This window comes from Streptomyces adelaidensis (genome assembly GCF_016598475.1).
GTDB classification, from domain to species: Bacteria; Actinomycetota; Actinomycetes; order Streptomycetales; family Streptomycetaceae; genus Streptomyces; species Streptomyces adelaidensis.
In genome coordinates, this window is record NZ_JAEMUX010000105.1 from 1 (window position 1) to 25,234 (window position 25,234).

Genomic DNA, 25,234 nt, shown 5'->3' on the forward strand with positions numbered 1-25,234 from the left:
CAAGGCCGGTGCGATCGCGAAGGCCCTCTCCTTCGCGGGCAAGGCGGGGCGGATCGTCGACCCGATGACGTACATCGCCAAGGGCATCGGTGGAACGGCCGTCAAGATCAGCGATGTCATGGCCGGCCTGCGGGGGATCACGAACGGTACGCACATCAGGCTCGGCGAGGGCACGTACCAGATCGCCGACCCGCCGAACATCGCCGACGACCTCCCGGCCGGGCTCACCCCCGAGAACTCCGTCCGCATGCGGACCCCCGAGGGTGAGGTCGTCTACCTCGACAGCACGACGCTGGTCGTGCACAACGCCGACGGGACGGTGCGGGAGTCTCTGGACAGCATCCGGCACGAGGCTACGGCGGAGCAGCGGGCCGAGGCTGCCGCGCGGCAGGAGGAGACGGCTGGCGCGCCGGGTGAGCGGCAGGTTGTAGGCGCGGGAGCGCGGGCACATGCGGACGGCACCGCGGGTGTCGGCGGTCGCGGTGGGGACGACCGTGCCGGCACCGGCGGCCGCACCAGTGAAAGCCTGGCTACGGGCCGCGGCGGCGGGTCGGCTGGTGGAGGCGTGGACGCCTTGGGTCGTGGAGGCGACGACGCGCTCCCGGAGCGTTCCGAGACGCCGGGTGCGGGTGGTCTGGACGATGCCGGGCGTCTCGGTGACGACGTCACCGAGAACGGGGCTGACGACGCAGCGAGGACGGACAGTGGTGCTTCCGGCGGTGCGGCGAGTGGCAGTCGGCCCAGCTTCATGCGTGAGGGGGGCAATCCCTACGGACCTCGCGGATCGCTCACGCTGGAGCAGATCGAGGAGATTCAGGTCTACCGGGCCAACCACGAGCCCGGATATCGCGAGCATTTCTACAGGAAAGACGGTACGCGCAAGAGCCTTGAACTCTTCGACGAGAGTCACTTCACACCGCCTCAGCTGACCCGGCTGTCGGACAATTCGCTTTGGGTTCGCGCCAAGGATGTCCCCGCGCCGCCCAAGCCGCATTTTCTCGATGAGAAGTACATCAGCGTGCGTGCGGATACTGTCTCGAGCAAGGCCAGGCTCCGGCTTCTGGAGGAGGCTGCGCAGACACGTCACTTCGCCATTCAGTGGGACAACCTCACGGCGGATTGGAAGGCGGAGACCGGCAGGGCCCACGAGGTCCAGCAGACCCATGAATCGGCCGGTCTTTGGGGAGAGGCCAAGGGCGCGTACAAGGAATCCCACACGATGATGGGCGATGCGGCCGAGGCGTTCGGTGAGAGCGCCGCCAGGCACCACTACATTGCCGAGCGCTACCCGGACTTCGCGGATCAACCGCTTCTGGGCCCGAAGAACGGCAACGACCAGTTCGACCAGGTATGGGAACACGAAGACGGCCGCATAGTCGTCGTCGAGGCAAAGAGCAGCCCAGGTACGGAACTCGGCAGACGCAGCCTTCCGGGCGGCAAGCAAGTGTCTCAAGGAAGCAGGGAGTACTTCTTCGACATCATGGAGGCCATGAAGGGGCGCGGTGAATTCGAGCTGGTGGACGCCATGGAAAAGGCGCTCGAACAGGGAAAGTTGGAATACACCGTCGTCAAGGGTGAGAAAAACGCAGGGACGTACACTGGTTACCAGTATCGTCGGTTCGACATCAGCAAGGGAACGCTTCCGTGACTGTACACATCGCCCGGCATGGGCTGTCGGCAGGACCCGAGGCCGAGCAGTTCGCGGAGCGGGTGAACGAGCATTTGATCAAAGGTATCGACCGTCTTGAAGAGTCGACGGCCGTGATCGATTCGATGTTCGGCACCGCTGTCATGGCGCTGCGCGCCCGCTGCGTCATCGATGCCCGAGCCGCGGCGGTGGAGACCTGGGAAGCCGCGGTCAACGCGATGCAGTTGGGCTCGGCGCTGTTCGCCGTGACCGGTGTGAGCGAGGGAACCGTCGAGTGTCGAATCAACCGGAAGACGCGGACCCTGTCGGCCGTCGGCCCGCTGCCGACCGCCGATGCGGGGACGTGGCTCACCGCCTTCTGGCTGGCTGTCATCTGCCGTGACCAGCGGCGCATGACGGAGCTGTGTGAGATCTCGTTGGAGCGGTTGCGTTCCCCGGAGGGGCAGTACGACGAGTACATCTACCACTGGATCGACACCCTGCAGACATACTGGTTGCGAAGGCCCGGGCTGGTGGAGAAGCTCACCGCCACGTTCCAGGCTTCGGACCCTGCCGTCGCCCGAATCGCTCCGCGTGACCTACTGGACGGCGTGCTCTACCCGCCGATCAACCTGTTCTACACCTTCGTGCGCAGGGACGAAGCGGGCTTCAGTCCCGCTTTGGTCGATGCGCTGAAACTCCACAAGGCGTACTGGACGCGAAACGAGGAGCGGGAGGCCAAGCTCGACGGCACCGTCGCCCTCGGCCCGCTCGCGATCGCCTGCCTCGCCTATGACGGGGAACTCCCCATCGACGTCGAGTCCGAGTACCTTCCCAAGCATCTGCTTCAGCACGGCTGGTTGGGGGAGTTCCCGACCTGACGCGGGTGGCGTGAGGCAGGCCTGAGCGCTGTCAGTGGCCAGGGCTGCGTTTCGGGGATGAGCCGGCGCGTGACGACGACTGGTTCGTCTGTGTCACTGATGGAGGAGAGAACCAGTGGTCACGCGCATTCTTCGCCATGACAACCCTCCGAGTCTCGCTGCCCATGTCGATACGGCAGCGGGCCTTGAAGCGTTGACGGGGTCCGTGGCGCGGGTGCTGGAGCGCCTCGAACAGTCGGACATGGCCCGGCGGCGAGCACTGGACACGACGCTGACCTTTGCGATGGCCCGATGCGAGATGGACCCGGACGCCGAGGAGTTCGAGACCTGGGAGGCCTGGGTCACCGCGATGCAACTGGGCCACGCGCGGTTCGCCCTGGCCGCCGTTCCCGATGGGCGTACCTTGACCTGCCGGATCAAGGAGAAAGAGTGGAACCTTCCGACGACCGGGCCCCAGCCCAACGTGAAGGCCAGTAGCTGGGTCAAAGCCTTCTACCTAGCGCTGATCTGCCGTGAGAACGACCGGCTGAACGAGCTGGCACGGGTGCCGATCTTATTGCTGCGTGAGTCGGGCGCGACGTTCGACGAGTACGTCTACTCGTGGGTGGAGACCCTGCAGTGCTTCTGGCTGGGCCAGGACGGCGTGGGCGACCATCTGGTCGCCGCCGTCGACGGCACAGGTCCGGACTCGGCGCGGTGGGCGGACCAGGACTACATGTCCTCGATCCTGTATCCGCCGATCATCCTCTTCTACCGCTACCTGCGTGAGGACCACGAGAAGTTCAACGAGGCGCTGGTCGACGCGCTCCGCTGGCACAAGGAGTACTGGACCGCGGGCGACGACCGGGCCATCAACAGTGACGGCCTCGTCGCCTTCGGCCCGCTGGCCATCGCCTGCCTGGCTCACGACAAGGGCTTCCCCATCGAAGTCGAGTCCGAGTACCTGCCGAAAGCACTGCTGAAGTTCTCGTGGCGGGGCGAGATCGACACGTGACGGGGCGTTCCTGAGACGTTGGCGGGACGAGGTGGCATGGCTGTGGCAGGCAGGCAGGCAGGCAGGCAGGCAGGCAGGCAGGCAGGCAGGCAGGCAGGCAGGCAGGCAGGCAGGCAGGGGCCGCAGGTCAAATGGCTACGGCGGAGACATCGCTGCCGGGGAGTGTCGCGGCGTATGCCTCGATGTCGTCGCGATCCGAGGTGAGAACACTGCCTCCGCCGTGGCCGGCCGTGATGAGGACGGCAAGGGCGTCGACCGGGTCGGGGCGCTTCTTCGGTGGCAGGGCAGCAGAGCCGATCATGTCGCCGAGTGTCTTCCAGCCCTCGATGTTCACTCCGCCGGCGCAGGGGAGACAGCGAGGCGGCAGGTCATCCGGGTATCGGGCCCTGGCGGCGGGATACACGAAGACATCGGCAAGGAGACGCTTCCAGGCGTAGGCCGTTTTCGGGCTTGTCCGCCATGCCTGTGACAGGGCGGGACCGGGGATGATCGGTTTGTGCCCTCCGGCCGCGACGAAGCCCTTGTGCAGGACGTGCGCCCGGCGGTCCTGACCGACCAGCGCCATCAGCATCCCCGTGTCGTACACGACCACGTTCACGCGGCGGCCTCGTTGCGCGGCGTACGGCCGAGGATCGCATCGATTTCCGCCTGCTCCTCCTTTGTCGGCTCGATGTCGTCACCTGCCCAGATACCGGTACCGGCTTGCTCCTCGGCTTCCACGCGGGCCTTCTCGAAGAGCTCGAAGATCTTCCTGACCCGGTCCTGCTGGTCCATCTGCGCCTGCGCGGCGATGGTCAGGAAGGTGGAGACGTCGAGTCCGGCGTCTGCGGCGTGCTCTCTGATTCGGTCGCGCACAGTGGCGGGCATGCTGATCGAGAAACGTACGGTCGCCATGCCACCACGGTAACACCGAGTGTTACCGTGGTCGCGCTCTTCAGGACAAAGGGGGAGGGCGGGCGAGGGAGTCGGATCCGTTCCAGGGGTTCGCCGACGAGGTCGAGGCGGGGCGGAGCCTGCGCGGGCGGGTCGCCAAGGTGGTTCCGTTCGGCGTTTCCGTCGAGGTGGCCGACGGGATCGAGCGCTCGTCCACCTCAGCGAACTCACGGCGGAGCCTGTGGAGACGCCGGTCGGGGTCGTCGGGGTCGTCGGGGTCGTCGGGGTCATCGAGGTCGGCGAGGTCGGCGACGAGATCACGGTCGTGGTCACGGAAGTCGACCGGGTGCGGCGCAGGCCGGCCCTCTCCCGTGTGCGCGCTCCGCGCACGCCCCTCGATCCTCGGATTAGCCGAGCACGTTCCGCAGCGCGGTCCGCGCGTCCTCACCCAGCACCGTGTGTACGGTCATGCCCGGCAGGGTGGGCAGTTCCGCCCAGTGGGTGACGGGTTCGGCGCAGGGGCGGCCGCAGCCGTGGGGCAGGCGTACGACCTCGTCGGAGTCGACGAAGCAGTCGCGGTACTCGGTCCCGTCCTCACCGATGTGCCGCGCGGTGAAGTACGTCGGCAGCACCAGCCAGAAGTCCTCGCCGTCGGGCTCCGCCGCGCTGTCGTCGGGCGGGTAGCGGCCCGCCGTCGCCGCCGCCACCGGCATGCCGCTCCTCGGCAGCCGCTCCCGTGCGTCCACCCACTCCACGTCAGGCATCCGGACCGAGGGGTTCCTGGCTCTCGGACCTCTCGCCATGGCCTGCCTCGCCCACGGCGGCGGGATTTGCATCGACGTCGAGTCGGAGTACCTGCCCGAACATCTGCTCAAGCGCGGCTGGTTGGGGGAGTTCCCGACCTGAGACGGGCGCGGCGAGGCGGGTAGGCCTGAGTGCTGTCGGGGGTGGGTCGTCAGAAGGGCTTGGCTGCCTGGAGGAGGCGGGGTGGGAGGTAGGGGGAGGTGATGTGGGTCTTCCAGCCTCGGCGGTGGGCGTGGCAGGTCAGGGCCAGGACGTCCAGGTCGAGGGCGGCGTCGGAGGTGTCGGCGCGGTCGGCGATCCGGTGGTGGTCGCGGTGGGCTTCGAGGGCGTCCAGGAGGGCCAGGTTGAAGCTTTCCTCGTCTCCCTCGACGAGTTGGGAGAGGAGGACGGCGGGGGGTGGGAAGAAGCCCCAGTTCTTGGCCTTCTCGCTGTCCCGCAGGGCCCGGTCCGTGATGGTCTCGGGGTCTTCGCCCCGGAGGTAGGCGAGCAGGGCCTCGCGGTACGAGCCGTAGGCGGAGCCGTCTCCCCGGACGCGGGCGGGGCCGGCGAGGACGAGTGGGGCGAGGTGCTCGCGGACACCGGTGATCAGGGCCAGGTTGGTGGCGAGGTGCCAGGTGCCGGGTCCGGCCTGGTCCCCGTGGTACGCCGGGTAGGTGAGCCGCTTCCCCTCGATCGTCACCTCGACGTCCGTGCCGGGCTCGGTGAGCGTGGTGCGGAAGAGGGCGGCGCCCATCTCGGCGGCGAGGTGGAGGTTCCCGAGTTGCTGGTCCGTGGCGTCGGCGGAGAGCGTGGCGCGGGCGGCGAAGAGGATGCGCTGGTAGGTGATGCCCTGTGCCAGCCGTGCCGCGGACAGGGGCTTTCCCGTGATCGGCGTCATGTCCTCCCTCGTGTACGCCTCGAAGTCGGCCTCGCTGCGCGGGTCCATCGGCTGCGGATTGTCCGGACGCTCCACCACCACCGGCCCCGCGGCCAGTTCGGCGACCGCGTCCGCGCGTCGGTCGCGGCCGTACTCCTTCACCCGTGGGCCGGGGGTCTCGAAGCCGGTGACCAGGGCGTAGGGGAGGTAGTCGGTGTCTATGGGCGGCTGCCAGCCCTCCTTGCGGTGGGCGAGGGCCGTCAGGGCGAGGGGGAGGAGCGGGAGCAGGGTGCCGGGGCGGGTGCCCGGGCCGGAGAGGACGCTGTAGGGCAGGAGCAGTTCGGCCACGTGTGTGCGGAACGCGGCCCGGTCGCCGGTGGTCAGGGCGCGCAGGGCGTGGAGGCCGGTGGTGTGCGGGTGGTCGAGGAGGCCCTGGCCGCCGCCGGTCCTCTGTTCCAGGGTCCGGACACGGGTGAACGCGGCGTCGAGGGCGGCGAGGATGTCGGCCCGTGAGGGCGGGTGGCTCGCGTCGTCGTCTCGGCTCTCTCCAGTCTCTCCGGTGTCGCCGATGACGTATGCCATGAAGCCGTTGATCAGTTCGACCGACGGGCGTCCCGCGTCGCCCTCCTGGGGCGCCTCGCGGGCGAAGTGGAAGGCCTCGCCGTGCCGCTGTGCCTTGTCGGAGAGGATGGCGAGGCAGAAGGCGTCGAGCCAGTGGTGGGGGGTGATGGGGGACGGTTCGGGGTTCCCCGCGTCCGGATCGGGCTCGTGGTCCTGGCCGAAGTTCACGTAGGGGAGGAACACCCGGAAGCGGTTGTGCGGGTGGTACGCGGTGTACGCGACCGCGCCGGCGGCGGCCTCGGTGGCGTCGTCGAGGACTGCCTTGGCCTCCGGGGTGCGCAGGTCGGGGGTCTGGACGGAGAGCGCGGCCAGGTACTCCACGAGTTGCTCCGAGATCCACCACCACTCGTGGGCCGTCATCGCGCCGGCCTTCGACATGGACCGGACCTCCCCGGCTATCCGGTTGTGGAAGTCCTCGCGAATCGCCGAGATCGCCGCCTCGCCGACCTGATGGCGTTGGATGCGCACTGTCCCGCTCCCCTGCTCTGCCGCTCTGCCGCTCTGCGCGTACGTGATCTTCCTGTCAGCCTAGGTCCTGGTGCTGTCGTGGCCGCCCGGAGAGGTATTCAGTCGTGGCTTATATAAGTGAGTGGTGATACGTTGAGTGCCATGCACGCGTTCGATGTGCTCGGTGATCCCGTTCGGCGGCGGATTCTTGAGCTGCTTGTCGATGGGGAGATGACCGCCGGGGAGGTCTCGGAGGTCATCCGGGGTGAGTTCGGGATATCGCAGCCGGGGGTCTCACAGCATCTGAAGGTGCTGCGCGAGAACGGCTTCGCGACGGTACGGCCGGAGGGTGCCCGGCGGCTGTACGCGGTGAACTCGGAGCCCTTGCGGGACATCGATGCCTGGCTGGACCGTTTCCGCCGATTCTGGACCCCGCATCTCGACGCGCTGGCCACGGAGCTGGCCCGGGGGAAGCGGGAGCGGAGGTTGCGCGAGGCGGAGGAAGCGCGGCTTCGTGAGGCGGAGGAGGGGCGGAACCCCTAGCGGCATCCCTAGTCACCTTCCCAGCGACATTCCAAGTGACATTCCCAGTGACATGCCTCGCGGCATTCGTAGCGACAGGAGAAGCATCATGATCGACGTGGACCAGCAGATCAGTGCCGTGCGGAGGCGGGTCGGGACGCGGGAGTTCAAGGCCGGGGAGGCCCGGGTGGTGACCGTGAGTCAGGTGTATGACTCGACGGTCGAGGATGTCTGGGACGCCTGTACGAATCCGGAGCGCATTCCGCGCTGGTTCCTGCCGGTCTCCGGGGAGCTTCGGCTCGGTGGGCGGTTCCAGCTGGAGGGCAACGCCGGCGGAACCGTCGAGCGTTGTGATCCGCCCAAGGGGTTCACCGCGACCTGGGAGTACGGCGGTGAGGTGAGCTGGATCGAGTTGCGGGTCAGCGCCGAGGGCGAGGGGCGCGCGCGGTTCGAGCTCGATCACATCGCCCATGTCGACGACGAGCGCTGGGCCGAGTACGGGCCCGGGGCGGTCGGGATCGGCTGGGACATGGGGCTCATCGGGCTCGCGCTCCACCTCTCCACCGGTGCCGCCGTCGATACGCAGGCGGGCATGGTCTGGGCGGGGTCGGAGGAGGGGCGGCGCTTCGCGACGCTCAGCGGGGAAGGGTGGTACGAGGCCGCCGTCGCGGACGGGGACGAGCCCGGTGCCGCGCGGGCCGCCGCGGACCGGACGATCGCGGCGTACACGGGGGCCGGAGAGGAAACCGGGTCCGAAGAGGGTGCGTGATCAGGACGGCGCCGTCCGGGCGTTTCTGGCCGGGATACGTGTCGGCGACGTCTGCGGCGGGGTCGTCGCGGAGGTGACGCGCTCGCGTGGTGCGGTGGTCGTCCTGGACGGCTTTCCGGCACGTCCGCTCGGTTCGATCGGGTCGCTGGACATGCCGTGGGGGCGGCGGTCGGCCTCGGCCGTGGAGGTCGGCCGGCGGATCACCGCCGAGGTGACGGCCGTCGAGGTGACGGCCGTCGATCCGGACGCGGGGCAGGTGTGTATGTCTCTGGCCGCCACCGAGCAGCCGGAACTCTGGGCGTTCCTGAAGGGGCTCCGGCTCGGCGAGGTTCTGTCCGGCACCGTCGCGTCGATCGAGAGCTTCGGGGTGTTCGTGGCGCTGGACGACGGGCCGGAGCATCCTGTCTTTCCCGGCGTCGGGTTCATCACCGTGCCCGAGCTTTCCTGGCGTCACATCGACGCGGTCTCGGACGTCGCCCGGGTCGGGCAGCGCGTGACCTGCGAGTTCCTGCAGTTCGACACCTGGAACGGAGAAGCGCGGCTGTCGTTGCGGGCGAGGGAGCCGGATCCGTTCCAGGGTTTCGCCGACGCGGTCGAGGCTGGGCGGAGCCTGCGCGGGCGGGTCACCAAGGTGGTCCCGTTCGGCGTCTTCGTCGAGGTCGCCGACGGGATCGAGGGGCTGGTCAAGGCTCCCGAGGGGGCCGTCGAGGGCGTCGAGGTCGGCGACGAGCTCACGGTCGTGGTCCTGGAGGTCGACCGGGAGCGGAGAAAGCTGACCCTCTCCCGTGTACGCGCCCCGCGCGCCCCCTGGTCCTCGGACTAGCCGAGCGCGTCCCGCAGCGCGGTCCGCGCGTCCTCGCCCAGCACGGTGTGTACGGTCATGCCCGGCAGGGTGGGCAGTTCCGCCCAGTGGGTGACGGGTTCGGCGCAGGGGCGGCCGCAGCCGTGGGGCAGGCGTACGACCTCGTCGGAGTCGACGAAGCAGTCGCGGTACTCCGTCCCGTCCTCACCGATGTGCCGCGCGGTGAAGTACGTCGGCAGCACCAGCCAGAAGTCCTCGCCGTCGGGCTCCGCCGCGCTGTCGTCGGGCGGGTAGCGGCCCGCCGTCGCCGCCGCCACCGGCATGCCGCTCCTCGGCAGCCGCTCCCGTGCGTCCACCCACTCCACGTCAGGCATCCGGCTGCCTCACCGTCGGCTCGAAGCCCTCCACTCCCTCCACGAAGTGGTCGAACTCCCCTGCCTGTACGCCCAGTACGAAGGCGTCCCACTTGCGGCGGTTCGTCGTGACGACGTTGTCCGGGTCGCTCGTCTCGCGGATGTAGACGGGGGCCTCGGGGTCGTCCGCGCCGTTGCCTTCTCCGAAGGCCAGTTCGATCCAGGGGCCGGGGCCGGTCGCGTCGTCGGGGGCGGCGCGGATCCAGTCGAGGTCGGAGGGGATGTCAGACACGGGGTGAGTTCTCCTCTTTGAGTACGTCGATGAGGGCGCCGAAGGCGGTGGGGGTGGCGTTGAGTACGGCTTGGGAGGGGTCGGCGGATTCGGTTAGGCGGATGGTGGTGGGGCCGTTGGTTATGTGGACGCATGAGTCGCCTTCGGAGCAGTAGGACGACTTCTGCCAGTGCTGGTTCATGGGTGCTCCCTCACAGCTCTCGCATCACGTTGTGGATGAGATCCTGGGTTTTCTCGGGGCCGAGGGCCACGGCCTCGATCCGTTCAAAGAGCGTCCGGTACTTGAGCAACTGGGCCTCGGCGTCGAGGAACACGAGGCCGTGGGACTGGTCGAGGTGAACGGTGTCCAGCTGTTGTACGGGGCCGAGGGCGTAGTAGATCGACTGCCCCGACCCCGGGTAGGCGCCGACGTCGAAGGTGATGGCGCGCAGGGTGATGTGGTCCCGTTCGCTCATGTCGAGCAGATGCTGCAACTGCTGTCGGGCGATCGTGGGCCCGCCGACCTTCATGCGGAGCGCTGCCTCGTGGATGACCGCTTCGTACGGGGTCGGGTTCCCTTCGCGGTAGAGGATCGCCTGCCGCTTGATGCGGAACGAGAGCCGATGCTCGATGTCGGGCGGCGGGAGTTCGTTGACCGCTTGGCGGAAGATTTCGAGTGCGTACTCCCGGGTCTGGAGCAGGCCTGGGACGCGGGCCGTGGTGGCGGCGCGCAACGACTGGGCGTGGTGCTCCAGTTCGGCCAGGTCGAGGAGCGGATTTGGGAGCAGTCGGCGGTACTCCTCCCACCAGCCCCGCTTTCGGTCCGAGAACATGGATGCGAGGGCCTCGACGAGGGTCTTGTCCGCGCAGTCGTAGTGGGAGGCGATCGTGCGCAACCGCTCGGGGCCGACCCCAACTCGTCCAGCCTCCATGTTGCTGACCTGCGTCTGCCTGATGCCCAGGAGTTGACCGGCTTCCGTGGCGCTCAGGCCCGCGTGCTCACGGAGTTTGCGCAGAGCTGAGCCGAAGCGGAGTTGTCTGCCCGTCGGGTTGATCCTCACGGGTTTGCCGCCTCCTTGCTGTGGCTGGTCACCCACACGGGTGGAAGTAAATGGAATCCTTGGAGTCTGGTGAACATGTTTACTCAACGCCGCTATCTTAGTGCTCAGGAGCCGTATCCATTCAACTCCCCTCAGTAATCGGAGACTTCCATGGCCACCGTATCCCCGTCCTGGAACTACACCCTTCGCCTTCCCCGTGATCCCCGGTCCCCCGGCGTCGGTCGTGCCACCATCCGTGCCGTACTCGCCGCCCACGGGCTCTCCGAACTCATCCCCACCGCCCAGCTGTTGGCCACCGAACTGCTCACCAACGCGCATCTGCACACCTCTCAGGAGTACGCCCTGCGGGTGTTCCTCGTCGACGGGCGGTTGAAGGTCGGGGTGTGGGACCGGGACCGGCGGTTGCCCGCTGGGATCGAGAAGGAGCTGCCCGTCGAGGACGACGCCGAGCGCGGGCGGGGGCTGCGGCTGGTGCGGGGGTGTTCCGAGGGGTGGGGGGTTTCCGCGATGGTCGAGTCGGGGGTCTATCTGGGCGGAAAGCTGCTGTGGGTCGACTGCGGAGCCGTCGGGTGATCATTCCTAATGGGACCCCTCGCCTTTACACTTGCCGTCGGCGGACTGGCGCGCGGTGAGGGGCGGTTGACGGTGCGTAAGGCATGGATCGTGGCGATCGCCGCGCTCGGCGCCGGGCTCAGCTTCGTGATGCTGCTGGTCGTGGGCGTGTACATGGTGGCTGGGAACCTCGCCAACGGGGTCGGCGGGAAGTCTGTCGGGCTGGCCAAGGGTGCCGTACCCGCCGCGTATCAGACGCTCGTACAGAAATGGGGCAATCTGTGCGGCGCCATCAATCCGGCGCTGCTGGCCGCACAGCTGTACCAGGAGAGCGGGTTCAACCCGAAGGCGCAGAGCCCCGCCGCCGCGCAGGGGATCGCGCAGTTCATTCCGGGGACCTGGGCGACGCACGGGCTCGACGGTGACGGTGACGGTGACCGTGACGTCTGGGACCCGAATGACGCGATTCCATCGGCCGCGTCGTACGACTGCGAGCTCGCGTCGTACGTCGAGGACGTACCCGGCGATCCGACGGCGAACATGCTCGCTTCCTACAACGCGGGGGCGTACGCCGTCATCAAGTACGGGGGCGTCCCGCCGTACAAGGAGACCCAGAACTACGTCAAGACGATCACCACGCTGTCGGAGAGTTTCGCCGCGCCTACGACCCGGGTCGATCCGAGCGAGCAGGCGGCCGGGGCCATCTCGTACGCGCAGAAGAAGCTCGGGACGCTCTATCTCTGGGGCGGCAACGGCACCCCTGAGCAGGGTGGACGCTTCGACTGCTCGGGGCTGACGAAGGCGGCGTACGAGAGTGTGGGGATCACGCTGCCGCGGGTCGCGAACGATCAGTACAACGCCGGGCCGCATCCGTCGCGGGACGAACTGCTGCCAGGGGATCTCGTCTTCTTCTCTGACGACCTCACCAACTCCCGTGCCATTCGGCACGTCGGTATTTATGTGGGGGGCGGATACATGATCGACGCGCCGCGGACCGGGGCAGTCATCCGGTTTGATCCGATTGATACACCCGACTACTTCGGTGCCACCCGGGTCACCGAAGATGGCGCGAAAGCGTTGCCCACGACCGTCTGACAGGTGTCCGACGGGGGTGTGATTTTCCGTAAACCCCGGCCCTGAGCTGCGGAGACGTGTCTCTCTTCGATAACGTCTGAGTGATCATTCAGTGGAGGGTGGAACGCATTGAAGGAGAGTGTGCGTTCCTATTTGACGTAGCACGTCGACGCGAATGCGGAAGCACTACGTACACCACGGGGGTGGCAAAGCGCGGCGCACGTACGGTGCGGTCGCGGGAACGATGACGAAAGGGCCGCAGCACGATGGCTGGACTCGCCGCGCATGCCGCAATTGCCGCTGAATCCGGATCGAATCCCGACGTCGAGCTGCTCTATGACATCAACGGCCTCGCCAAGGACGCGCCGGCCTGGTTCGACCGGGTCATGGAGTTCGTGGGCGAGTACGGGCTCCTCTTCGTCATGGTGCTGCTGATCCTGGGGTGCTGGTGGGGCGTGCGGAAGCGGGGCGGGGAGGACGCGGCCTCGTCCGTGGCCGCGCTGGTGTGGGCGCCGCTGGCCGCAGGCGTCGCCGTACTGATCAACGTGCCGATACGTGGGTTCGTCGAGCGGCCCCGGCCCTTTCTCGATCATGAGGGGCTGGAGGTGCTGGTCTCCGGCAAGACCGACTACTCGTTCGTGAGTGATCACGCGACGCTGGTCATGGCCATGGCGGTCGGGCTGTTCGTGGCCAACCGGAAGTTCGGGGTGGCCGGGCTGGTGGTCGGGCTGCTCGGGGGGTTCATCCGGGTTTACATGGGTGTGCACTATCCGACCGATGTGATCGGTGGGTTCGCGTTGGGGACGGCTGTCGCGTTGTTGCTTTCGCCGTTGGCCATGGCTCTTCTTACGCCGCTGATGAAGGCGGTTGAGCGGTCGCCTCGGGTGGGGTGGGTTGTGCGGGCTCGGGGGCGCGATGGGGGGCGTGCGGTGATTCCGGGGGCTCGGGTTGAGTCCGCGGCGGCTTCGGAGGGGGCGGGAGAGCGGGATCTGGCTGCCTGAGGGGGTTCGCCCCCGCTGCTCCTACCCGTCCCACCCCCCAAGGGCTGCGCCCCTTCTACCCCCCCGATTTTCGGCTGACCGTCCGGTGGGGGCTTGTCGCGCCGTTCCCCGCGCCCCTTAAGGGGCGCGACTGCGGCCCTTTCTCACAGGGCCTGCGGGAAGGTGAAGAATCGCTTCGGGTCGTACTTCTTCTTCAGGGTTGTCAGGCGGGTTGTGGCGTCGCCGTAGTACGCCTTTTTCCAGTCGGTGAGGGTGGGGTCGGTGTAGTTCTGGTAGGCGGCGCCGGAGGCGTGGCGGGACATGGACTTGTGGGCCTTGTCGAGCCAGGACCGGGCGGTCGTGCCGGAGGTGCCGGGCTTCCAGGAGACGAGGTACTGGGCGAGCATCCGGGAGCGGCGGTGGACGAAGGCCGTGGCCGTGGGGGAGACGCGGTTCACCTGGCCGCCGAGGGCCGTGAGCTGGATGCTGCCGGCGCCGCCCCGTACGCCCGTGATCTGGGTCAGGAGGGTCTGTATGCCCGCCGAGGAGATCGAGCGGTCGAAGAAGTCCGAGCGGGCCGCGTACGTCTCGCGCCCCAGCGCGCCCTTGGGTGAGCGGCCCGGCGTCGAGCCGGGCAGGTGGCACCGGTCGTCCGTCGAGTACGAGGAGCAGCCCGCGTAGCCCTCCATGGCGTCCTCGTACGAGCGGCGCCTGAGGGAGACGCCGCTGGCGGGGGTGCCCACGCGGTCGGCGAGGCGGTCGAGGGCGTTCTCCAGTTCGCCGTACGTGCCCAGGGAGAAGGCGGCGACGGAGACGGACGGGGTGCTTCCGCTCTGGATGTGGCAGGACGACCAGATCTCGTCGGGCTGCGTCGGGCCCCACTCCTGCCAGGCCTTCAGTACGGCGGCGGCCTTGGACCACGGCCAGGTGAGGTAGGCGGTGACGCCCTGCGGGGCCGCGTGGGTCTTGAAGCGGAGCTCGGTGACCACGCCGAAGTTGCCGTTGCCGGCGCCTCGTAGGGCCCAGAAGAGGTCCTTGTTGGTCGTGGCGTTCGCGATCAGCTGCTTGCCGTCCGCGGTGAGCAGGGTGGCCTGGGTGAGGCTGTCGCAGGTCAGGCCGTACGCGCGGGACGCCACACCGTGGCCGCCGCCGAGGGTGAGGCCGGAGACGCCGACGGTGGGGCAGGAGCCGGCGGGGATGGTCACGCCCTTCGCGGCCAGCGCGCGGTAGACGTCGATGAGCTTGGCGCCGGCGCCCACGACCGCCTCGTTCCCGGAGGCGCGGATCTTGTTCAGCTTCGAGACGTCGATGACGAGGCGGCCGTTGCCGGAGGACCAGCCGGCGTAGGAGTGGCCGCCGTTGCGGATCGAGACCTTGAGGTCGTGGGACTTCGCGTAGGCGAGCGTCGTACGGATGTCGTCGGGGTGGGCGACGTAGGCGACGGCGGTCGGCTTGAGGCCGTCGAAGCGGGTGTTGTAGAGCTGGCGCGCCGTCGACCAGGCCTTGTCGCCGGGGCGGACGAGGGGGCCGTCGAGGTCGCGGGCCAGGGCGGACCAGTTGGCGGCGGCGGTCCTGCTCGCGGTGCCCGTGCCCGTGCCCGTGCCGGTGGCTGTGCGGAGGGCGGAGTCCGTGGCGCGGGTGGTGGTGTCGGCGCCGCCCGTTGTGCTGTTCGTGCAGGCGGAGGCCGCCAGGGTGGCCAGTGCGGCTGTGCCGCCGCCGATGAACGTACGCCGTTCCATGTGCGCCTCCCGGTGCGCCGCGGGTTGTCGTGGAACGAGACGGGGATGGTGCGGCGGGGGTTCCCGTCGGGTGGGGGTTCCCCGTTCCGCGCGCCCCTCGGGGCGCCCCCGGTGCTGGGGGCGCCGTACCGCCGAACGGACGAACCGTCCCCGGCACCACCCCCGGCCCCGGGACACGCCTGGGTAGGTTGAGCCGGGTGAGGTGGTCGGTGGTGGGTCGGGGCTTTGGAATGCTCACGTGTTCTCCCCGTGAGCATTCCGTGACCTCACCGCACTGTCGGCAGGGGTTCACTCGCCGTTCACTTATGCCCTTTGGCGGCTTCACCTGATCTGCCTAATTTCGGCCTTACCCGGTGCGGGGTGTGGGCCGAAACGCGGCCGCGCAGCCCGTGACGACAGCAGTCCGAGGGACCAGAGGCATCCGCCAGGCAGGTCCGAAGACTGGTACGACGACTTCGCACGCCGCCACCTCGACGGCGGCTCCTGGAAGGAACTCCCGAAAGTGAAGCTTCAGCGCAAGAACCGGCTGCGCGCCCTTTCTCTCGGTGCTGTCGCCGTCACCGGCGCCCTGACCCTCACGGCGTGCGGGTCCGACGACACCGGCACCACGAGCAACGGCGACAGCACGGCGACCGCCAACAGCAACATCGACTGCGGCGACGCCAAGGGTCAGCTGCTGGCCGACGGCTCCTCCGCGCAGAAGAACGCGATCGACGCCTGGGTGAAGCAGTACCAGAGCACCTGCAGGGACGTCGTGATCAACTACAAGGGCAGCGGCTCGGGCGCGGGCATCACCGCGTTCACCCAGGGCCAGGTCGCCTTCGCGGGCTCCGACTCGGCGCTGAAGCCCGAAGAGGTCACGGCCTCCAAGGAGATCTGCTCCGGCGGTCAGGGCATCGACCTGCCGATGGTCGGCGGTCCGATCGCCGTCGGTTACAACGTGCCGGGTGTCGACAACCTGATCCTGGACGCCAAGACCCTCGCGCTGATCTTCGACAGCAAGATCACGAACTGGAACGACAAGGCCATCGCGGCGCTGAACCCCGACGCGAAGCTGCCCGACCTCAAGATCCAGGCCTTCCACCGCTCGGACGAGTCCGGCACCACGGACAACTTCACCAAGTACCTGATCGCCGCGGCCCCCGACAGCTGGAAGTACGAGGGCGGCAAGGCGTGGGAGGCCAAGGGCGGCCAGTCCGCGCAGGGCTCCTCCGGTGTCGCGCAGGGCGTGAAGGAGACCGAGGGCGCGATCTCCTACATGGAGCTCTCCTACGCCAAGGACGGCATCAGCACGGTCGACGTCAAGACCGGTGCCGCCGCCCCGGTCGAGGCGACCGTCGAGAACGCCACCAAGGCCATCTCCGAGGCCCAGGTCGTGGGCACCGGCAAGGACCTCGCGCTGAAGCTGAACTACACGCCGACCGCCGAGGGCGCCTACCCGATCACCCTGGTCACGTACGAGATCGTCTGCGACAAGGGCAACAAGGCGGACACCCTGACCGCCACCAAGTCCTTCCTCACCTACATCGCGTCCGAGGACGGCCAGGCGCTGCTCTCCGAGGCCGGGTACGCCCCGATGCCCGAGGAGATCATCGCCAAGGTCCGTACGACCATCTCGGAACTGAGCTGATCTGAGTGCGGCCTGGCCCCCATCGGGGCCGGGCCGCATCGTCCGGTGCACCGCCGCCAGGAGCCTCCCACCACCCTCGGGTGGCTCCGCCCCGAGCCGCCGCCCGCACGACGACGGCTCCGCAGACCGGAGAACCTGATGGACATATCTACAAAAGTTCCCCCCACCCCACCGTCTTCCGACGCCGAGCCGCAGCGCGCCGCCCGCGGCGCCACGCGCATCGGCGACCGGGTCTTCCTCGGCCTGTCCCGCGGGTCCGGCATCTTCCTGCTGGTGCTCATGGCGGCCATCGCCGTGTTCCTCAGCTACCGGGCCGTGCTCGCGATCGGTGAGGACGAGGGCAACTTCTTCACCACCTTCGAGTGGAACCCCACCGGGAACCCGCCGGTCTTCGGCATCGCGGTCCTGGCCTTCGGCACCATCGTCTCGTCGGTCATCGCGATGGCCATCGCGGTCCCGGTCGCGGTCGGTATCGCCCTCTTCATCACGCACTACGCCCCGCGCAAGCTGGGCGGCACCATCGCGTACGTGGTCGACCTGCTCGCCGCCGTACCGTCCATCGTCTACGGCCTCTGGGGCGCCCTGGTCCTCGTACCGCAGCTCGACGGGCTCTACGGCTGGCTGAACGACTACCTCGGCTGGACCGGCATCTTCGAATGGCAGGGCGGCGCCCCCCGTTCGATGCTCACCGTCGGCATCCTGCTCGCGATCATGATCCTGCCGATCATCACCAACGTGAGCCGCGAGGTCTTCCGCCAGGTCCCGCAGATGCACGAGGAGGCCGCGCTGGCCCTCGGCGCCACCCGCTGGGAAGTCATCCGGATGGCCGTCCTGCCGTTCGGGCGCTCCGGTGTCATCTCCGCCTCGATGCTCGGCCTCGGCCGCGCGCTCGGCGAGACGATGGCCGTGGCGATGGTCCTGTCGTCCAGCTTCGAGATCAACCTCAGTCTGCTCGACCCGGGCGGCGGTACCTTCGCCCAGAACATCGCCAGCAAGTTCAGTGAGGCCACCGAGATCGGCCGGGACGCCCTCATCGCCTCCGGTCTGGTCCTGTTCGTCATCACCCTGCTGGTCAACGGCGCGGCGCGCCTGATCATCGCCCGCCGCAAGGAGTTCTCGGGGGCCAACGCATGAGCAACGCAACCCTCTCCCAAAAGCGCCCGAGCACGCTGCGCGCCGCTTCCCTGCCGAAGTGGTTCGGCTGGGCGGTCGCCGCCGGCTCGGTCGCCCTCGGCCTCGGCATCAGCACGGTGGCCGGCCTCGACAGCTCCATCCAGTGGGCCCTGATCGCCGGGCTCCTCTTCATCGTCGGCACGTTCGGTATCGCCGCGCGGGTCGAGGGCAAGCGGCAGGCCAAGGACCGGGTGGCCACCAGCCTCGTCTGGGTCGCGTTCCTCTTCGCCGTCATCCCGCTGGCCTCTCTCGTCTACGAGACGGTCAAGCGCGGTGTGAAGGTCCTCGACGGCTACTTCCTCAGCCACTCGATGGGCGTGGTCGCCACCTCCGAGCCGGGCGGCGGTATCTACCACGCCATCCTCGGCACCCTGGAGCAGGTCGGCCTCGCCGCCGCGATCTCCGTGCCGGTCGGTGTGCTGACCGCGATCTATCTGGTCGAGTACGGCCGCGGCAACCTCGCCAAGGCCGTCACCTTCTTCGTCGACGTCATGACGGGCATCCCGTCGATCGTCGCGGGCCTGTTCGTCCTCAGCACCTGGATCCTGGTCCTCGGGATGGGCCCCTCCGGCTTCGCCGGCGCCATGGCCCTGACCATCCTGATGCTGCCGGTCGTGGTCCGCTCCACCGAGGAGATGCTCAAGCTCGTCCCGAACGAGCTGCGCGAGGCGTCGCTGGCGCTGGGTGTGCCGAAGTGGCGCACCATCCTGAAGGTGGTGCTGCCGACCGCGATCGGGGGTATCACGACAGGTGTGATGCTCGCGGTCGCCCGTATCGCCGGTGAGACCGCCCCGGTCCTGCTGCTGGTGTGGGGTTCGAACTACATCAACGCGAACCCCTTCGCCGACCCTCAGGCGTCGCTGCCGATGTACATCTATCTGCAGTTCCAGCAGAGCGGCGGCTCCGGAGCGGCGTACGACCGTGCCTGGGCGGCCTCACTGACGCTCATCGCCTTCATCATGATCCTGAACCTGGCGGCCCGCGGCATCGCCCACTGGAAGGCCCCGAAGTCCGGTCGCTGACGCGGCCACACAGCGACCAGATTCCCCCGAATTCCGCGCGAATTCCTCGCGAAAGAAGCAGTGATCTCCATGGCCAAGCGAATCGACGTCAGCGGCCTCAACGCCTACTACAGCTCCTTCCGGGCCATCGAGGACATCTCGATGACCGTCGAGCCCCGTACCGTGACGGCCTTCATCGGGCCCTCCGGCTGCGGCAAGTCCACGTTCCTGCGCACCCTGAACCGGATGCACGAGGTGACATCGGGCGGCCGCGTCGAGGGCAAGGTCATGCTCGACGACGAGGACCTGTACGGCCCCGGTGTCGACCCGGTGTCCGTGCGGCGCGAGGTCGGCATGGTCTTCCAGCGCCCGAACCCGTTCCCCACGATGTCGATCTACGACAACGTGGCGGCGGGCCTGAAGCTGGTCGGCACCAAGAAGAAGTCCGAGCTGGACGACGTCGTGGAGAAGTCCCTCAAGGGCGCCAACCTCTGGAACGAGGTCAAGGACCGCCTGAACAAGCCGGGCTCCGGTCTCTCCGGCGGCCAGCAGCAGCGGCTGTGCATCGCCCGCGCGATCGCGGTCGAGCCGAAGGTCCTGCTGATGGACGAGCCGTGCTCCGCGCTCGACCCGATCTCGACGCTCGCCATCGAGGACCTCATCGGTGAGCTGAAGGAGCGCTTCACGATCGTCATCGTGACGCACAACATGCAGCAGGCGGCGCGCGTCTCCGACCGTACGGCGTTCTTCAACCTGGCCGCCGTCGGGCAGCCCGGCAAGCTCATCGAGATAGACGACACGGCGCGGATCTTCTCCAACCCGTCCGTCCAGGCCACGGAGGACTACATCTCCGGCCGCTTCGGCTGAGCCCCCGCGACTCCTTGCGGTGCTGCATGGCGGTGCCACCGTGAGGTCAACAAGGGCCCGCCCCCCGGCTCCCGGGGGGCGGGCCTTTCGTTTCGCCGTGCCACGGTGTGCTGCCTCGCGCCACGTCCTGGCTTCTCGTGCTTCTTGTGCTTCTTCGCGCCGGTGACTCCCGCCGCCGCGTCGCGTTGTCCCTGGCACGTGCGGCCTGGACAGGGGAGCGGCGGGACATGACGAACGTGATCGTGGTCGGGTCCGGGGTCGGGTCCGTGGTCGGGTCCGGGGTCGGGGTCGGGGTCGGGGTCGGGTCCGGGGTCGGGGTCGGGGTCGGTGGGAGCGTGGCAGCGCCGCTGACCGGCACCGCGCCGGCCGAGCGGGGCTTCGCCCACCGGCCCGAGGCCTGAGGGGCGGCCATGCGGAACCGTGACGCCCGGCCCATCCACCCGCTCATCGCCCGCGCGGGCCGCACCCGGTTGTTCCGGCGGCTCGCCCCGCGTCTGCTGCCCGCCTGTGACCGCGTGGTCCACCGCCTCACCGGGGGCAGATGGATGCCCAGCCGGCTGTTCCTGCCGACCGTCGTGCTCACCACCACCGGACACCGCAGCGGACTCCCGCGTGCCACCACGGTGTGCGCGTACCGGTACCGCAACGGCGACTGGCTGGTCGTCGCCTCGAACTTCGGCCTGCCCCGGCACCCGTCCTGGAGCACCAACCTGCTGCACAGGCCTGACGCCGTCGTGACCTGGCGGGGACGCCGGCAGCCGGTCACCGCCCGGCTGCTGTCCGCCGCCGAGGCGGCAGCCGAACGCCGGCGCATCCTGGCCGTCCTGCCGGTGTACGACGACTACGCGGGCTGGGCGGGCCGACCGTTGCGGGTCTTCCGGCTGCACCCGGCCGCGGGGCCGGTCATGACCTGAGCGGAGCCGGCTCGTTGGCGGGGGCGGAAGCCCGCCACAGCTCACCGTCGACCAGCACCTGCGGTTCTTCCGGATCGCCTGGCTGAGCGGCGCCTCGCTGGAGGGCCGCCCGGGTCCGTGATGGGCGTCGTGGGCGAGAACGGCACGGGGAAGACCACGCTGCTGCGGGTCCTGGTCGTCGGCGAGCTGACGGCGGACGCGGACACGGTGGAGCGCGCGGCCACTGGGCTACTGCCCGCGGCACGCGGCGACACGACACGCGTACCCCGGCAGGCGGCGGCACCGGAAAAATCGCCCCGGGCCCAGGGTCTCGACGACGGGTCGTCGAGCCTCCGCCGGGAGGTCACCGGATGGGCTACAGGACCGCCAGGTTCACGATCCAGAAGCTGGTCGCGGCGACCAGGGCCGCTGCCGGCATCGTGATGAACCAGCCGAGGATGATGTTCTTGGCGACGCCCCAGCGGACGGCGTTCACGCGCTTGGTGGCGCCGACGCCCATGATCGCCGAGGTGATGATGTGGGTCGTGGAGATGGGGGCCTTGAAGATGAAGGCCGTGATGAACATGATCGACGCGCCGGTGGTCTCGGCGGCGAAGCCCTGCGGGGGGTCGAGCTCGATGATCTTCCGGCCCAGGGTGCGCATGATGCGCCAGCCGCCCGCGTAGGTGCCGAGGGACAGCATCACCGCGCAGACGATCTTCACCCAGACCGGGATGGGGTCGCCGTAGTCCTCGACGTCCGCGATGACCAGGGCCATGACGACGATGCCCATCGTCTTCTGGGCGTCCTGGAGGCCGTGACCGAGGGCCATGCCGGCCGCCGACACGGTCTGCGCGATACGGAAACCGCGCTTGGCCTTGTGCGGGTTGGCGCGGCGGAAGATCCACATGATCGCTGTCATCACCAGATAGCCGACGACCAGGCCGACCACCGGTGACACGAACATCGGGATGACGACCTTTTCGAGGACGCCGGACCAGTAGACCGTCGTACCGCCCGCGAGCGCCGCGCCCACCATGCCGCCGAACAGGGCGTGGGAGGAGGAGGACGGGAGGCCGAAGTACCAGGTGACGAGGTTCCATGTGATCGCGCCGACCAGCGCCGCGAAGAGGATGCCCATCCCCTTGGAGCCCTCCGGCGTGGAGATCAGGCCCTCGCTGACCGTCTTGGCGACGCCGCTGCCGAGGAAGGCGCCGACGAGGTTCATCACCGCCGCCATCGCCAGCGCGGCACGTGGCGTCAGCGCGCGGGTCGAGACGGAGGTCGCGATCGCGTTCGCCGAGTCGTGGAAGCCGTTCGTGTACGTGAAGAAGAGCGCGACCGCGATGGTCACGACCAGAGCCAAGGTGTCCATAGAAGAGGTCAGGACTCCTTGACGGCGATGGTCTCCACCGTGTTCGCCACGTGCTCGAACGCGTCCGCGGCCTCCTCCAGCACGTCCACGATCTGCTTGAGCTTCAGCACCTCGATGGCCTCGTACTTGCCGTTGAAGAGCATGGCGAGCAGCTTGCGGTGGATCTGGTCCGCCTGGTTCTCCAGCCGGTTCACCTCGATCCAGTACTCGGTGAGGTTGTTCATCGTGCGGAGGCTGGGCATCGCCTCAGCCGTCAGTTCGGCCGCGCGGGCGAGGACCTCGATCTGCTGCTCGACGCCCTTCGGCAACTCCTCGACGTTGTAGAGGACGACGAGGTCGACGGCCTCCTCCATGAAGTCCATGATGTCGTCGAGGGAGGACGCGAGGGCGTAGATGTCCTCGCGGTCGAAGGGCGTGATGAACGAGGAGTTCAGCTGATGGAAGATCGCGTGAGTGGCGTCGTCACCGGCGTGTTCCGCGGCCCGCATACGCTCTGCGATCTCGGCCCGGCCGGCGGTGTCCGCCCCGAGCAGTTCCATGAGGAGTTTCGAGCCCGTGACGATGTTGTCCGCGGATGCGGCGAACATGTCATAGAAGCTCGTCTCCCTGGGGGTCAGACGAAAGCGCACGTGGGGTCCTCGGTATGCATTGGTTTCGGTCAGGCTGATGCTAGGCGCATCATCCGGCCACGGCTAATGGGCCGTCCCCCAGTGTCGCCCATCAGGCAGATGGCTCGGCAGGGGGGCCGCTCGCAGGGCGTATACCCGCCAAAGTTCGATACGATATACCCGGTAGGGGTATATGTCTGGAGGGACGCGATGACGACCACAGGGGCCGACGCGGAAGCGCTCTCCGCCACAGACGGTGTGAAGCCGGACGTCGTGACGGACCATGACCGTGGAATCCACGGGTACCACCAGCAGAAGGACGAGCATCTCAAGCGTCTGCGGCGCATCGAGGGCCAGATCCGCGGGCTCCAGCGGATGGTCGACGAGGACGTCTACTGCATCGACATACTCACCCAGGTCTCCGCCTCCACCAAGGCCCTGCAGTCCTTCGCGCTGCAACTCCTGGAGGAACACCTGCGGCACTGCGTCGCCGACGCGGCCGTCAAGGGCGGGGCCGAGGTCGACGCGAAGGTCGAGGAAGCGACGAAGGCGATCGGCCGGCTGCTGCGGACCTGATGGCTGGGGAGGAGTGAGTCGGGGCGGTTTTCGGACACTGGGGGGTGATGGCCGGGTGCCGCGACGGCCGGTGCGGCGATGGGTACGAGTGGTGTGAGGGGTACGGCGTCCGGCGACCGGCGACCGGTACGTCCACCGGCGGGGGCGGGTGCCGCGGGGCGGTCAGCCCTCGTGGGAGCGTTCCTCGCGGACGCGGAGGACCTCGTCGATGCGGGCGGGGCTGAGACGGTCGCCGTCGGTGGTCGAGGCGGCGATGATGAGGTCGCCGCAGAGCTCGATCTCGGCGAGGGCCACATGGTCCTGAACCGCCGTACCGCCTGCCGGAGCCACGTGCATCACCTCTTCCCCGCCGTCACCGACTCCTAGGGTAGGCAGCGGTCCACAGCCGGCGCATGGCACCAACGGACCATTTCCTCTCCCCTGCTCCACTGCTCCCCTACTCTTCGGCGATCTTCCCGGCGTAGATGTCCTCGGACCTCGGCAGCCGTACGGCGACGGGGACGCCGAAGTCGTACAGCAGGGTCGTCGAGGCGACGGCGACCGTGCCCCGCTGGTGGCCGTTGACGAAGCTGAAGCGGTGGCGGACCTTGCGGATGCGGCCCTGGTCGTCGAGGTAGACGTCGAAGGGGACCCTGGCGGTGGCGAAGCCCTTGGCCGCGGCGAGCAGGGGTGCCCGGTTGCCCTCGGAGGCGGCGCGGGAGGCGGCGGTGAGGTCGGCGGTGCCGCGGTAGTGGCGGACGGTGGTCCCGCCGACCTCGGTCTCACCGACATACGTCGCCGTACGCGTCCCGCGCAGCACCTCGGCGGCGGCGAACGGGTCGGTGGCGCCGCCGGTGACCAGATTGCCGTCGGAGAGGGTGCCGGTGTCGACGCGGACCCACTTGTCGGAGGGCACGCCCGCGCCGCGGTTCTTCATGAACAGGGCGCCGGGGGCGAGGAGTTCGGTGATCGGGCGGTGCTCGTTGAGACCGCCGGGGTCGTGCGGCAGCAGCACCTTGAGCCGGCCGAGCTGTCTGCCGTAGTCGTAGACGCCCTCGCCGTGGATGGTCACGCGGGTGCCGCCGGTGGCCATCTCCATCTCCGTACGGGCCTTGGAGCTGCCCGCGCGGATGAGGGTGGGGGCGGCGCGGTGGAGCAGTTCGACGGGATCGGAGGGGAGGGAGTCGTCGCCGGGGGTGACGCCCCCGCAGCCGGTGGTGCCGACCATGAGTCCCGCCGCGGCGAGTGCCGCGCCCGTTCTGCTGTGCCGCCGCGTCACCATCGCCTGCCAACCCCCTGGCCGGTCCGAACCGGGTCCTCCTGTCGTCCCCTTAACGACGGGTGGGGGAGGTCGTCACGCGGGGTTGTCCGGGGGCGTGCGGGTGTGAACGCGCGTACGGGAGCCGATCATGGGTGCGGTACTTGCCTTGGGTAACGTGACGGGTGTGGCGCACCAGGACGATCCTGCACCCGGGCAGCAGCACCTCACGACCACCGTCGAACAAGGCCGCTTCTGCGTGGCCCGCTGCGCCTGCGGCTGGCGCGGCCCGGCCCGAAGAGCCCGGAGCCTGGCCCGGGCGGACGCGGAGGGGCACACGGCCGGCGGGATCACCGGGGCTGCCGGGGCGTGAGGGTGCGTCCGGGGCGTGAGGGCGCGTCCGGTCGGGGTGTCAGGCGTGGCGGAGGGTGGCCAGGAACTCGTCGATCAGCTCCCGGTCGCGCGGCTGGGTGAGCCGCGCGCGGGCGCCGGCCGGGTCCAGCCAACGGATGCGGTCCACCTCGTGGTTGGGCACGAAGTGACCGTCGGTCGCCTCGGCCGCCCAGTAACACACCCGTTTGGCACGGCCGTTGACGAAGTAGTGGGTCGTGTGACGCCACCGGAGGGAAGGTCAACCACTTATCCGAA

33 protein-coding genes and 1 pseudogene are annotated in these 25,234 nt (G+C 68.7%); 20 read left to right on the forward strand and 14 right to left on the reverse strand.

Annotation, left to right across the window (positions count from 1 at the left end; all coding sequences use genetic code 11):
- The 3 genes and pseudogenes from I8N67_RS36225 to I8N67_RS36235 all read left to right on the forward strand — a co-directional run.
- Positions 1-1,648 (forward strand): annotated as a pseudogene (locus I8N67_RS36225) (hypothetical protein); the annotation flags it as partial.
- A complete protein-coding gene (locus tag I8N67_RS36230; protein ID WP_200308536.1) occupies positions 1,645-2,508 on the forward strand; it encodes an immunity 49 family protein in 864 nt (287 codons plus the stop codon). The pseudogene I8N67_RS36225 and the gene I8N67_RS36230, both read left to right, overlap by 4 nt.
- Positions 2,509-2,701: 193 nt before the next feature.
- On the forward strand, positions 2,702-3,502 hold the full coding sequence (locus I8N67_RS36235; protein ID WP_234046851.1) for an immunity 49 family protein: 801 nt from the start codon (positions 2,702-2,704) through the stop codon (positions 3,500-3,502).
- A 127-nt stretch (positions 3,503-3,629) separates the two neighbouring features.
- Here I8N67_RS36235 and I8N67_RS36240 read toward each other — a convergent pair whose 3' ends face one another.
- Together I8N67_RS36240 and I8N67_RS36245 are read right to left on the reverse strand one after the other, a co-directional pair.
- On the reverse strand, positions 3,630-4,100 hold the full coding sequence (locus tag I8N67_RS36240) for a hypothetical protein (RefSeq protein ID WP_200308537.1): 471 nt from the start codon (positions 4,098-4,100) through the stop codon (positions 3,630-3,632).
- Positions 4,097-4,396, reverse strand: a complete 300-nt coding sequence (locus I8N67_RS36245; RefSeq protein ID WP_200308538.1) for a hypothetical protein — start codon at positions 4,394-4,396, stop codon at positions 4,097-4,099. The genes I8N67_RS36240 and I8N67_RS36245 overlap by 4 nt, the downstream gene beginning before the upstream one ends.
- 220 nt (positions 4,397-4,616) lie before the next feature.
- Here I8N67_RS36245 and I8N67_RS44405 point away from each other — a divergent pair, with 220 nt between their 5' ends.
- Complete coding sequence (locus tag I8N67_RS44405; protein WP_307835469.1) at positions 4,617-4,880, forward strand: hypothetical protein; 264 nt, start codon at positions 4,617-4,619, stop codon at positions 4,878-4,880.
- Here the strand turns inward: I8N67_RS44405 and I8N67_RS36255 are convergent.
- Positions 4,783-5,139 carry an AQJ64_40280 family protein gene (locus I8N67_RS36255; RefSeq protein ID WP_200308539.1) on the reverse strand — a complete coding sequence of 119 codons (357 nt, stop codon included), beginning with the start codon at positions 5,137-5,139 and terminating at the stop codon, positions 4,783-4,785. The genes I8N67_RS44405 and I8N67_RS36255 overlap by 98 nt on opposite strands.
- Here I8N67_RS36255 and I8N67_RS45005 point away from each other — a divergent pair.
- A complete protein-coding gene (locus I8N67_RS45005; protein WP_200308540.1) occupies positions 5,087-5,281 on the forward strand; it encodes an Imm49 family immunity protein in 195 nt (64 codons plus the stop codon). The genes I8N67_RS36255 and I8N67_RS45005 overlap by 53 nt on opposite strands.
- A gap of 49 nt (positions 5,282-5,330) precedes the next feature.
- Here I8N67_RS45005 and I8N67_RS36265 read toward each other — a convergent pair whose 3' ends face one another.
- Positions 5,331-7,124 (reverse strand): immunity 49 family protein, encoded by a 1,794-nt coding sequence (locus tag I8N67_RS36265; RefSeq protein ID WP_307835470.1) that lies wholly within the window; start codon positions 7,122-7,124, stop codon positions 5,331-5,333.
- Positions 7,125-7,265: 141 nt separating this feature from the next.
- Here I8N67_RS36265 and I8N67_RS36270 point away from each other — a divergent pair, with 141 nt between their 5' ends.
- The 3 genes from I8N67_RS36270 (at position 7,266) to I8N67_RS36280 (ending at position 9,217) form a co-directional block, all read left to right on the forward strand.
- Entirely contained in the window at positions 7,266-7,646 is a 381-nt protein-coding gene (locus tag I8N67_RS36270) for an ArsR/SmtB family transcription factor (RefSeq protein WP_200308541.1), read from the forward strand.
- An 88-nt stretch (positions 7,647-7,734) separates the two neighbouring features.
- Positions 7,735-8,394, forward strand: a complete 660-nt coding sequence (locus I8N67_RS36275; RefSeq protein WP_200308542.1) for an SRPBCC family protein — start codon at positions 7,735-7,737, stop codon at positions 8,392-8,394.
- Positions 8,387-9,217 carry a S1 RNA-binding domain-containing protein gene (locus I8N67_RS36280; protein WP_307835471.1) on the forward strand — a complete coding sequence of 277 codons (831 nt, stop codon included), beginning with the start codon at positions 8,387-8,389 and terminating at the stop codon, positions 9,215-9,217. Before I8N67_RS36275 ends, I8N67_RS36280 begins: the two co-directional genes overlap by 8 nt.
- Here I8N67_RS36280 and I8N67_RS36285 read toward each other — a convergent pair.
- Genes I8N67_RS36285 through I8N67_RS36300 form a run of 4 tightly spaced genes read right to left on the reverse strand, consistent with a single transcriptional unit; the run spans position 9,214 to position 10,881 of the window.
- The gene (locus tag I8N67_RS36285; RefSeq protein WP_200308543.1) at positions 9,214-9,570 is read right to left on the reverse strand and encodes an AQJ64_40280 family protein; all 357 of its coding nucleotides are present in this window, start codon (positions 9,568-9,570) and stop codon (positions 9,214-9,216) included. The genes I8N67_RS36280 and I8N67_RS36285 overlap by 4 nt on opposite strands.
- Positions 9,563-9,841: a DUF397 domain-containing protein gene (locus I8N67_RS36290; RefSeq protein ID WP_200308544.1), complete on the reverse strand. Its 279-nt coding sequence runs from the start codon at positions 9,839-9,841 to the stop codon at positions 9,563-9,565. The genes I8N67_RS36285 and I8N67_RS36290 overlap by 8 nt, the downstream gene beginning before the upstream one ends.
- Complete coding sequence (locus I8N67_RS36295; protein WP_200308545.1) at positions 9,834-10,022, reverse strand: DUF397 domain-containing protein; 189 nt, start codon at positions 10,020-10,022, stop codon at positions 9,834-9,836. The genes I8N67_RS36290 and I8N67_RS36295 overlap by 8 nt, the downstream gene beginning before the upstream one ends.
- A 10-nt stretch (positions 10,023-10,032) precedes the next feature.
- The gene (locus I8N67_RS36300) at positions 10,033-10,881 is read right to left on the reverse strand and encodes a helix-turn-helix domain-containing protein (protein WP_200308546.1); all 849 of its coding nucleotides are present in this window, start codon (positions 10,879-10,881) and stop codon (positions 10,033-10,035) included.
- Positions 10,882-11,031: 150 nt separating this feature from the next.
- Here I8N67_RS36300 and I8N67_RS36305 point away from each other — a divergent pair, with 150 nt between their 5' ends.
- From I8N67_RS36305 to I8N67_RS36315, 3 genes are all read left to right on the forward strand, one after another.
- Positions 11,032-11,454, forward strand: coding sequence for an ATP-binding protein (locus I8N67_RS36305; RefSeq protein WP_200308547.1), 423 nt, complete (start codon positions 11,032-11,034; stop codon positions 11,452-11,454).
- Between the two features lie 9 nt (positions 11,455-11,463).
- Positions 11,464-12,528 (forward strand): C40 family peptidase, encoded by a 1,065-nt coding sequence (locus I8N67_RS36310; protein ID WP_200308548.1) that lies wholly within the window; start codon positions 11,464-11,466, stop codon positions 12,526-12,528.
- Between the two features lie 245 nt (positions 12,529-12,773).
- Positions 12,774-13,508 carry a phosphatase PAP2 family protein gene (locus I8N67_RS36315; protein ID WP_200308549.1) on the forward strand — a complete coding sequence of 245 codons (735 nt, stop codon included), beginning with the start codon at positions 12,774-12,776 and terminating at the stop codon, positions 13,506-13,508.
- A gap of 143 nt (positions 13,509-13,651) precedes the next feature.
- Here the strand turns inward: I8N67_RS36315 and I8N67_RS36320 are convergent, their stop codons facing one another.
- On the reverse strand, positions 13,652-15,226 hold the full coding sequence (locus I8N67_RS36320) for an FAD-binding oxidoreductase (RefSeq protein WP_200308550.1): 1,575 nt from the start codon (positions 15,224-15,226) through the stop codon (positions 13,652-13,654).
- Positions 15,227-15,728: 502 nt separating this feature from the next.
- On the opposite strand from I8N67_RS36320, the gene pstS reads away from it, so the two are divergent.
- The 7 genes from pstS (at position 15,729) to I8N67_RS44765 (ending at position 21,234) form a co-directional block, all read left to right on the forward strand.
- Complete coding sequence (gene pstS, locus I8N67_RS36325; RefSeq protein WP_200308551.1) at positions 15,729-16,856, forward strand: phosphate ABC transporter substrate-binding protein PstS; 1,128 nt, start codon at positions 15,729-15,731, stop codon at positions 16,854-16,856.
- A gap of 138 nt (positions 16,857-16,994) precedes the next feature.
- Entirely contained in the window at positions 16,995-17,990 is a 996-nt protein-coding gene (gene pstC / locus I8N67_RS36330) for a phosphate ABC transporter permease subunit PstC (RefSeq protein WP_200308564.1), read from the forward strand.
- On the forward strand, positions 17,987-19,051 hold the full coding sequence (gene pstA, locus I8N67_RS36335) for a phosphate ABC transporter permease PstA (protein ID WP_200308552.1): 1,065 nt from the start codon (positions 17,987-17,989) through the stop codon (positions 19,049-19,051). Before pstC ends, pstA begins: the two co-directional genes overlap by 4 nt.
- Positions 19,052-19,120: 69 nt before the next feature.
- Positions 19,121-19,897 carry a phosphate ABC transporter ATP-binding protein PstB gene (pstB, locus tag I8N67_RS36340; protein WP_200308553.1) on the forward strand — a complete coding sequence of 259 codons (777 nt, stop codon included), beginning with the start codon at positions 19,121-19,123 and terminating at the stop codon, positions 19,895-19,897.
- A gap of 227 nt (positions 19,898-20,124) precedes the next feature.
- Positions 20,125-20,298, forward strand: a complete 174-nt coding sequence (locus I8N67_RS36345) for a hypothetical protein (RefSeq protein ID WP_200308554.1) — start codon at positions 20,125-20,127, stop codon at positions 20,296-20,298.
- Between the two features lie 9 nt (positions 20,299-20,307).
- Positions 20,308-20,811 (forward strand): nitroreductase family deazaflavin-dependent oxidoreductase, encoded by a 504-nt coding sequence (locus I8N67_RS36350; protein WP_200308555.1) that lies wholly within the window; start codon positions 20,308-20,310, stop codon positions 20,809-20,811.
- A gap of 120 nt (positions 20,812-20,931) precedes the next feature.
- Positions 20,932-21,234, forward strand: a complete 303-nt coding sequence (locus I8N67_RS44765) for a hypothetical protein (RefSeq protein WP_372443885.1) — start codon at positions 20,932-20,934, stop codon at positions 21,232-21,234.
- On the opposite strand, the gene I8N67_RS36360 is transcribed toward I8N67_RS44765, so the two are convergent.
- Together I8N67_RS36360 and I8N67_RS36365 are read right to left on the reverse strand one after the other, a co-directional pair.
- The gene (locus I8N67_RS36360; RefSeq protein WP_200308556.1) at positions 21,167-22,165 is read right to left on the reverse strand and encodes an inorganic phosphate transporter; all 999 of its coding nucleotides are present in this window, start codon (positions 22,163-22,165) and stop codon (positions 21,167-21,169) included. The two genes, I8N67_RS44765 and I8N67_RS36360, sit on opposite strands and share 68 nt — an antisense overlap.
- A gap of 8 nt (positions 22,166-22,173) precedes the next feature.
- Positions 22,174-22,794: a DUF47 domain-containing protein gene (locus tag I8N67_RS36365; protein ID WP_200308557.1), complete on the reverse strand. Its 621-nt coding sequence runs from the start codon at positions 22,792-22,794 to the stop codon at positions 22,174-22,176.
- 189 nt (positions 22,795-22,983) lie between these two features.
- On the opposite strand from I8N67_RS36365, the gene I8N67_RS36370 reads away from it, so the two are divergent.
- Positions 22,984-23,349 carry a metal-sensitive transcriptional regulator gene (locus I8N67_RS36370; RefSeq protein ID WP_200308558.1) on the forward strand — a complete coding sequence of 122 codons (366 nt, stop codon included), beginning with the start codon at positions 22,984-22,986 and terminating at the stop codon, positions 23,347-23,349.
- Positions 23,350-23,511: 162 nt separating this feature from the next.
- Here I8N67_RS36370 and I8N67_RS36375 read toward each other — a convergent pair whose 3' ends face one another.
- Positions 23,512-23,679 carry a hypothetical protein gene (locus I8N67_RS36375; RefSeq protein ID WP_200308565.1) on the reverse strand — a complete coding sequence of 56 codons (168 nt, stop codon included), beginning with the start codon at positions 23,677-23,679 and terminating at the stop codon, positions 23,512-23,514.
- Between the two features lie 106 nt (positions 23,680-23,785).
- Positions 23,786-24,610 carry an SCO4651 family lipoprotein gene (locus I8N67_RS36380; protein WP_200308559.1) on the reverse strand — a complete coding sequence of 275 codons (825 nt, stop codon included), beginning with the start codon at positions 24,608-24,610 and terminating at the stop codon, positions 23,786-23,788.
- Positions 24,611-24,773: 163 nt separating this feature from the next.
- Between I8N67_RS36380 and I8N67_RS36385 the strand changes: the two genes are divergently transcribed.
- Positions 24,774-24,959 carry a hypothetical protein gene (locus tag I8N67_RS36385; protein WP_200308560.1) on the forward strand — a complete coding sequence of 62 codons (186 nt, stop codon included), beginning with the start codon at positions 24,774-24,776 and terminating at the stop codon, positions 24,957-24,959.
- A 39-nt stretch (positions 24,960-24,998) separates the two neighbouring features.
- Here the strand turns inward: I8N67_RS36385 and I8N67_RS36390 are convergent, their stop codons facing one another.
- On the reverse strand, positions 24,999-25,121 hold the full coding sequence (locus I8N67_RS36390) for an NUDIX hydrolase (RefSeq protein WP_372443884.1): 123 nt from the start codon (positions 25,119-25,121) through the stop codon (positions 24,999-25,001).
- Positions 25,122-25,234: the final 113 nt, after the last annotated feature.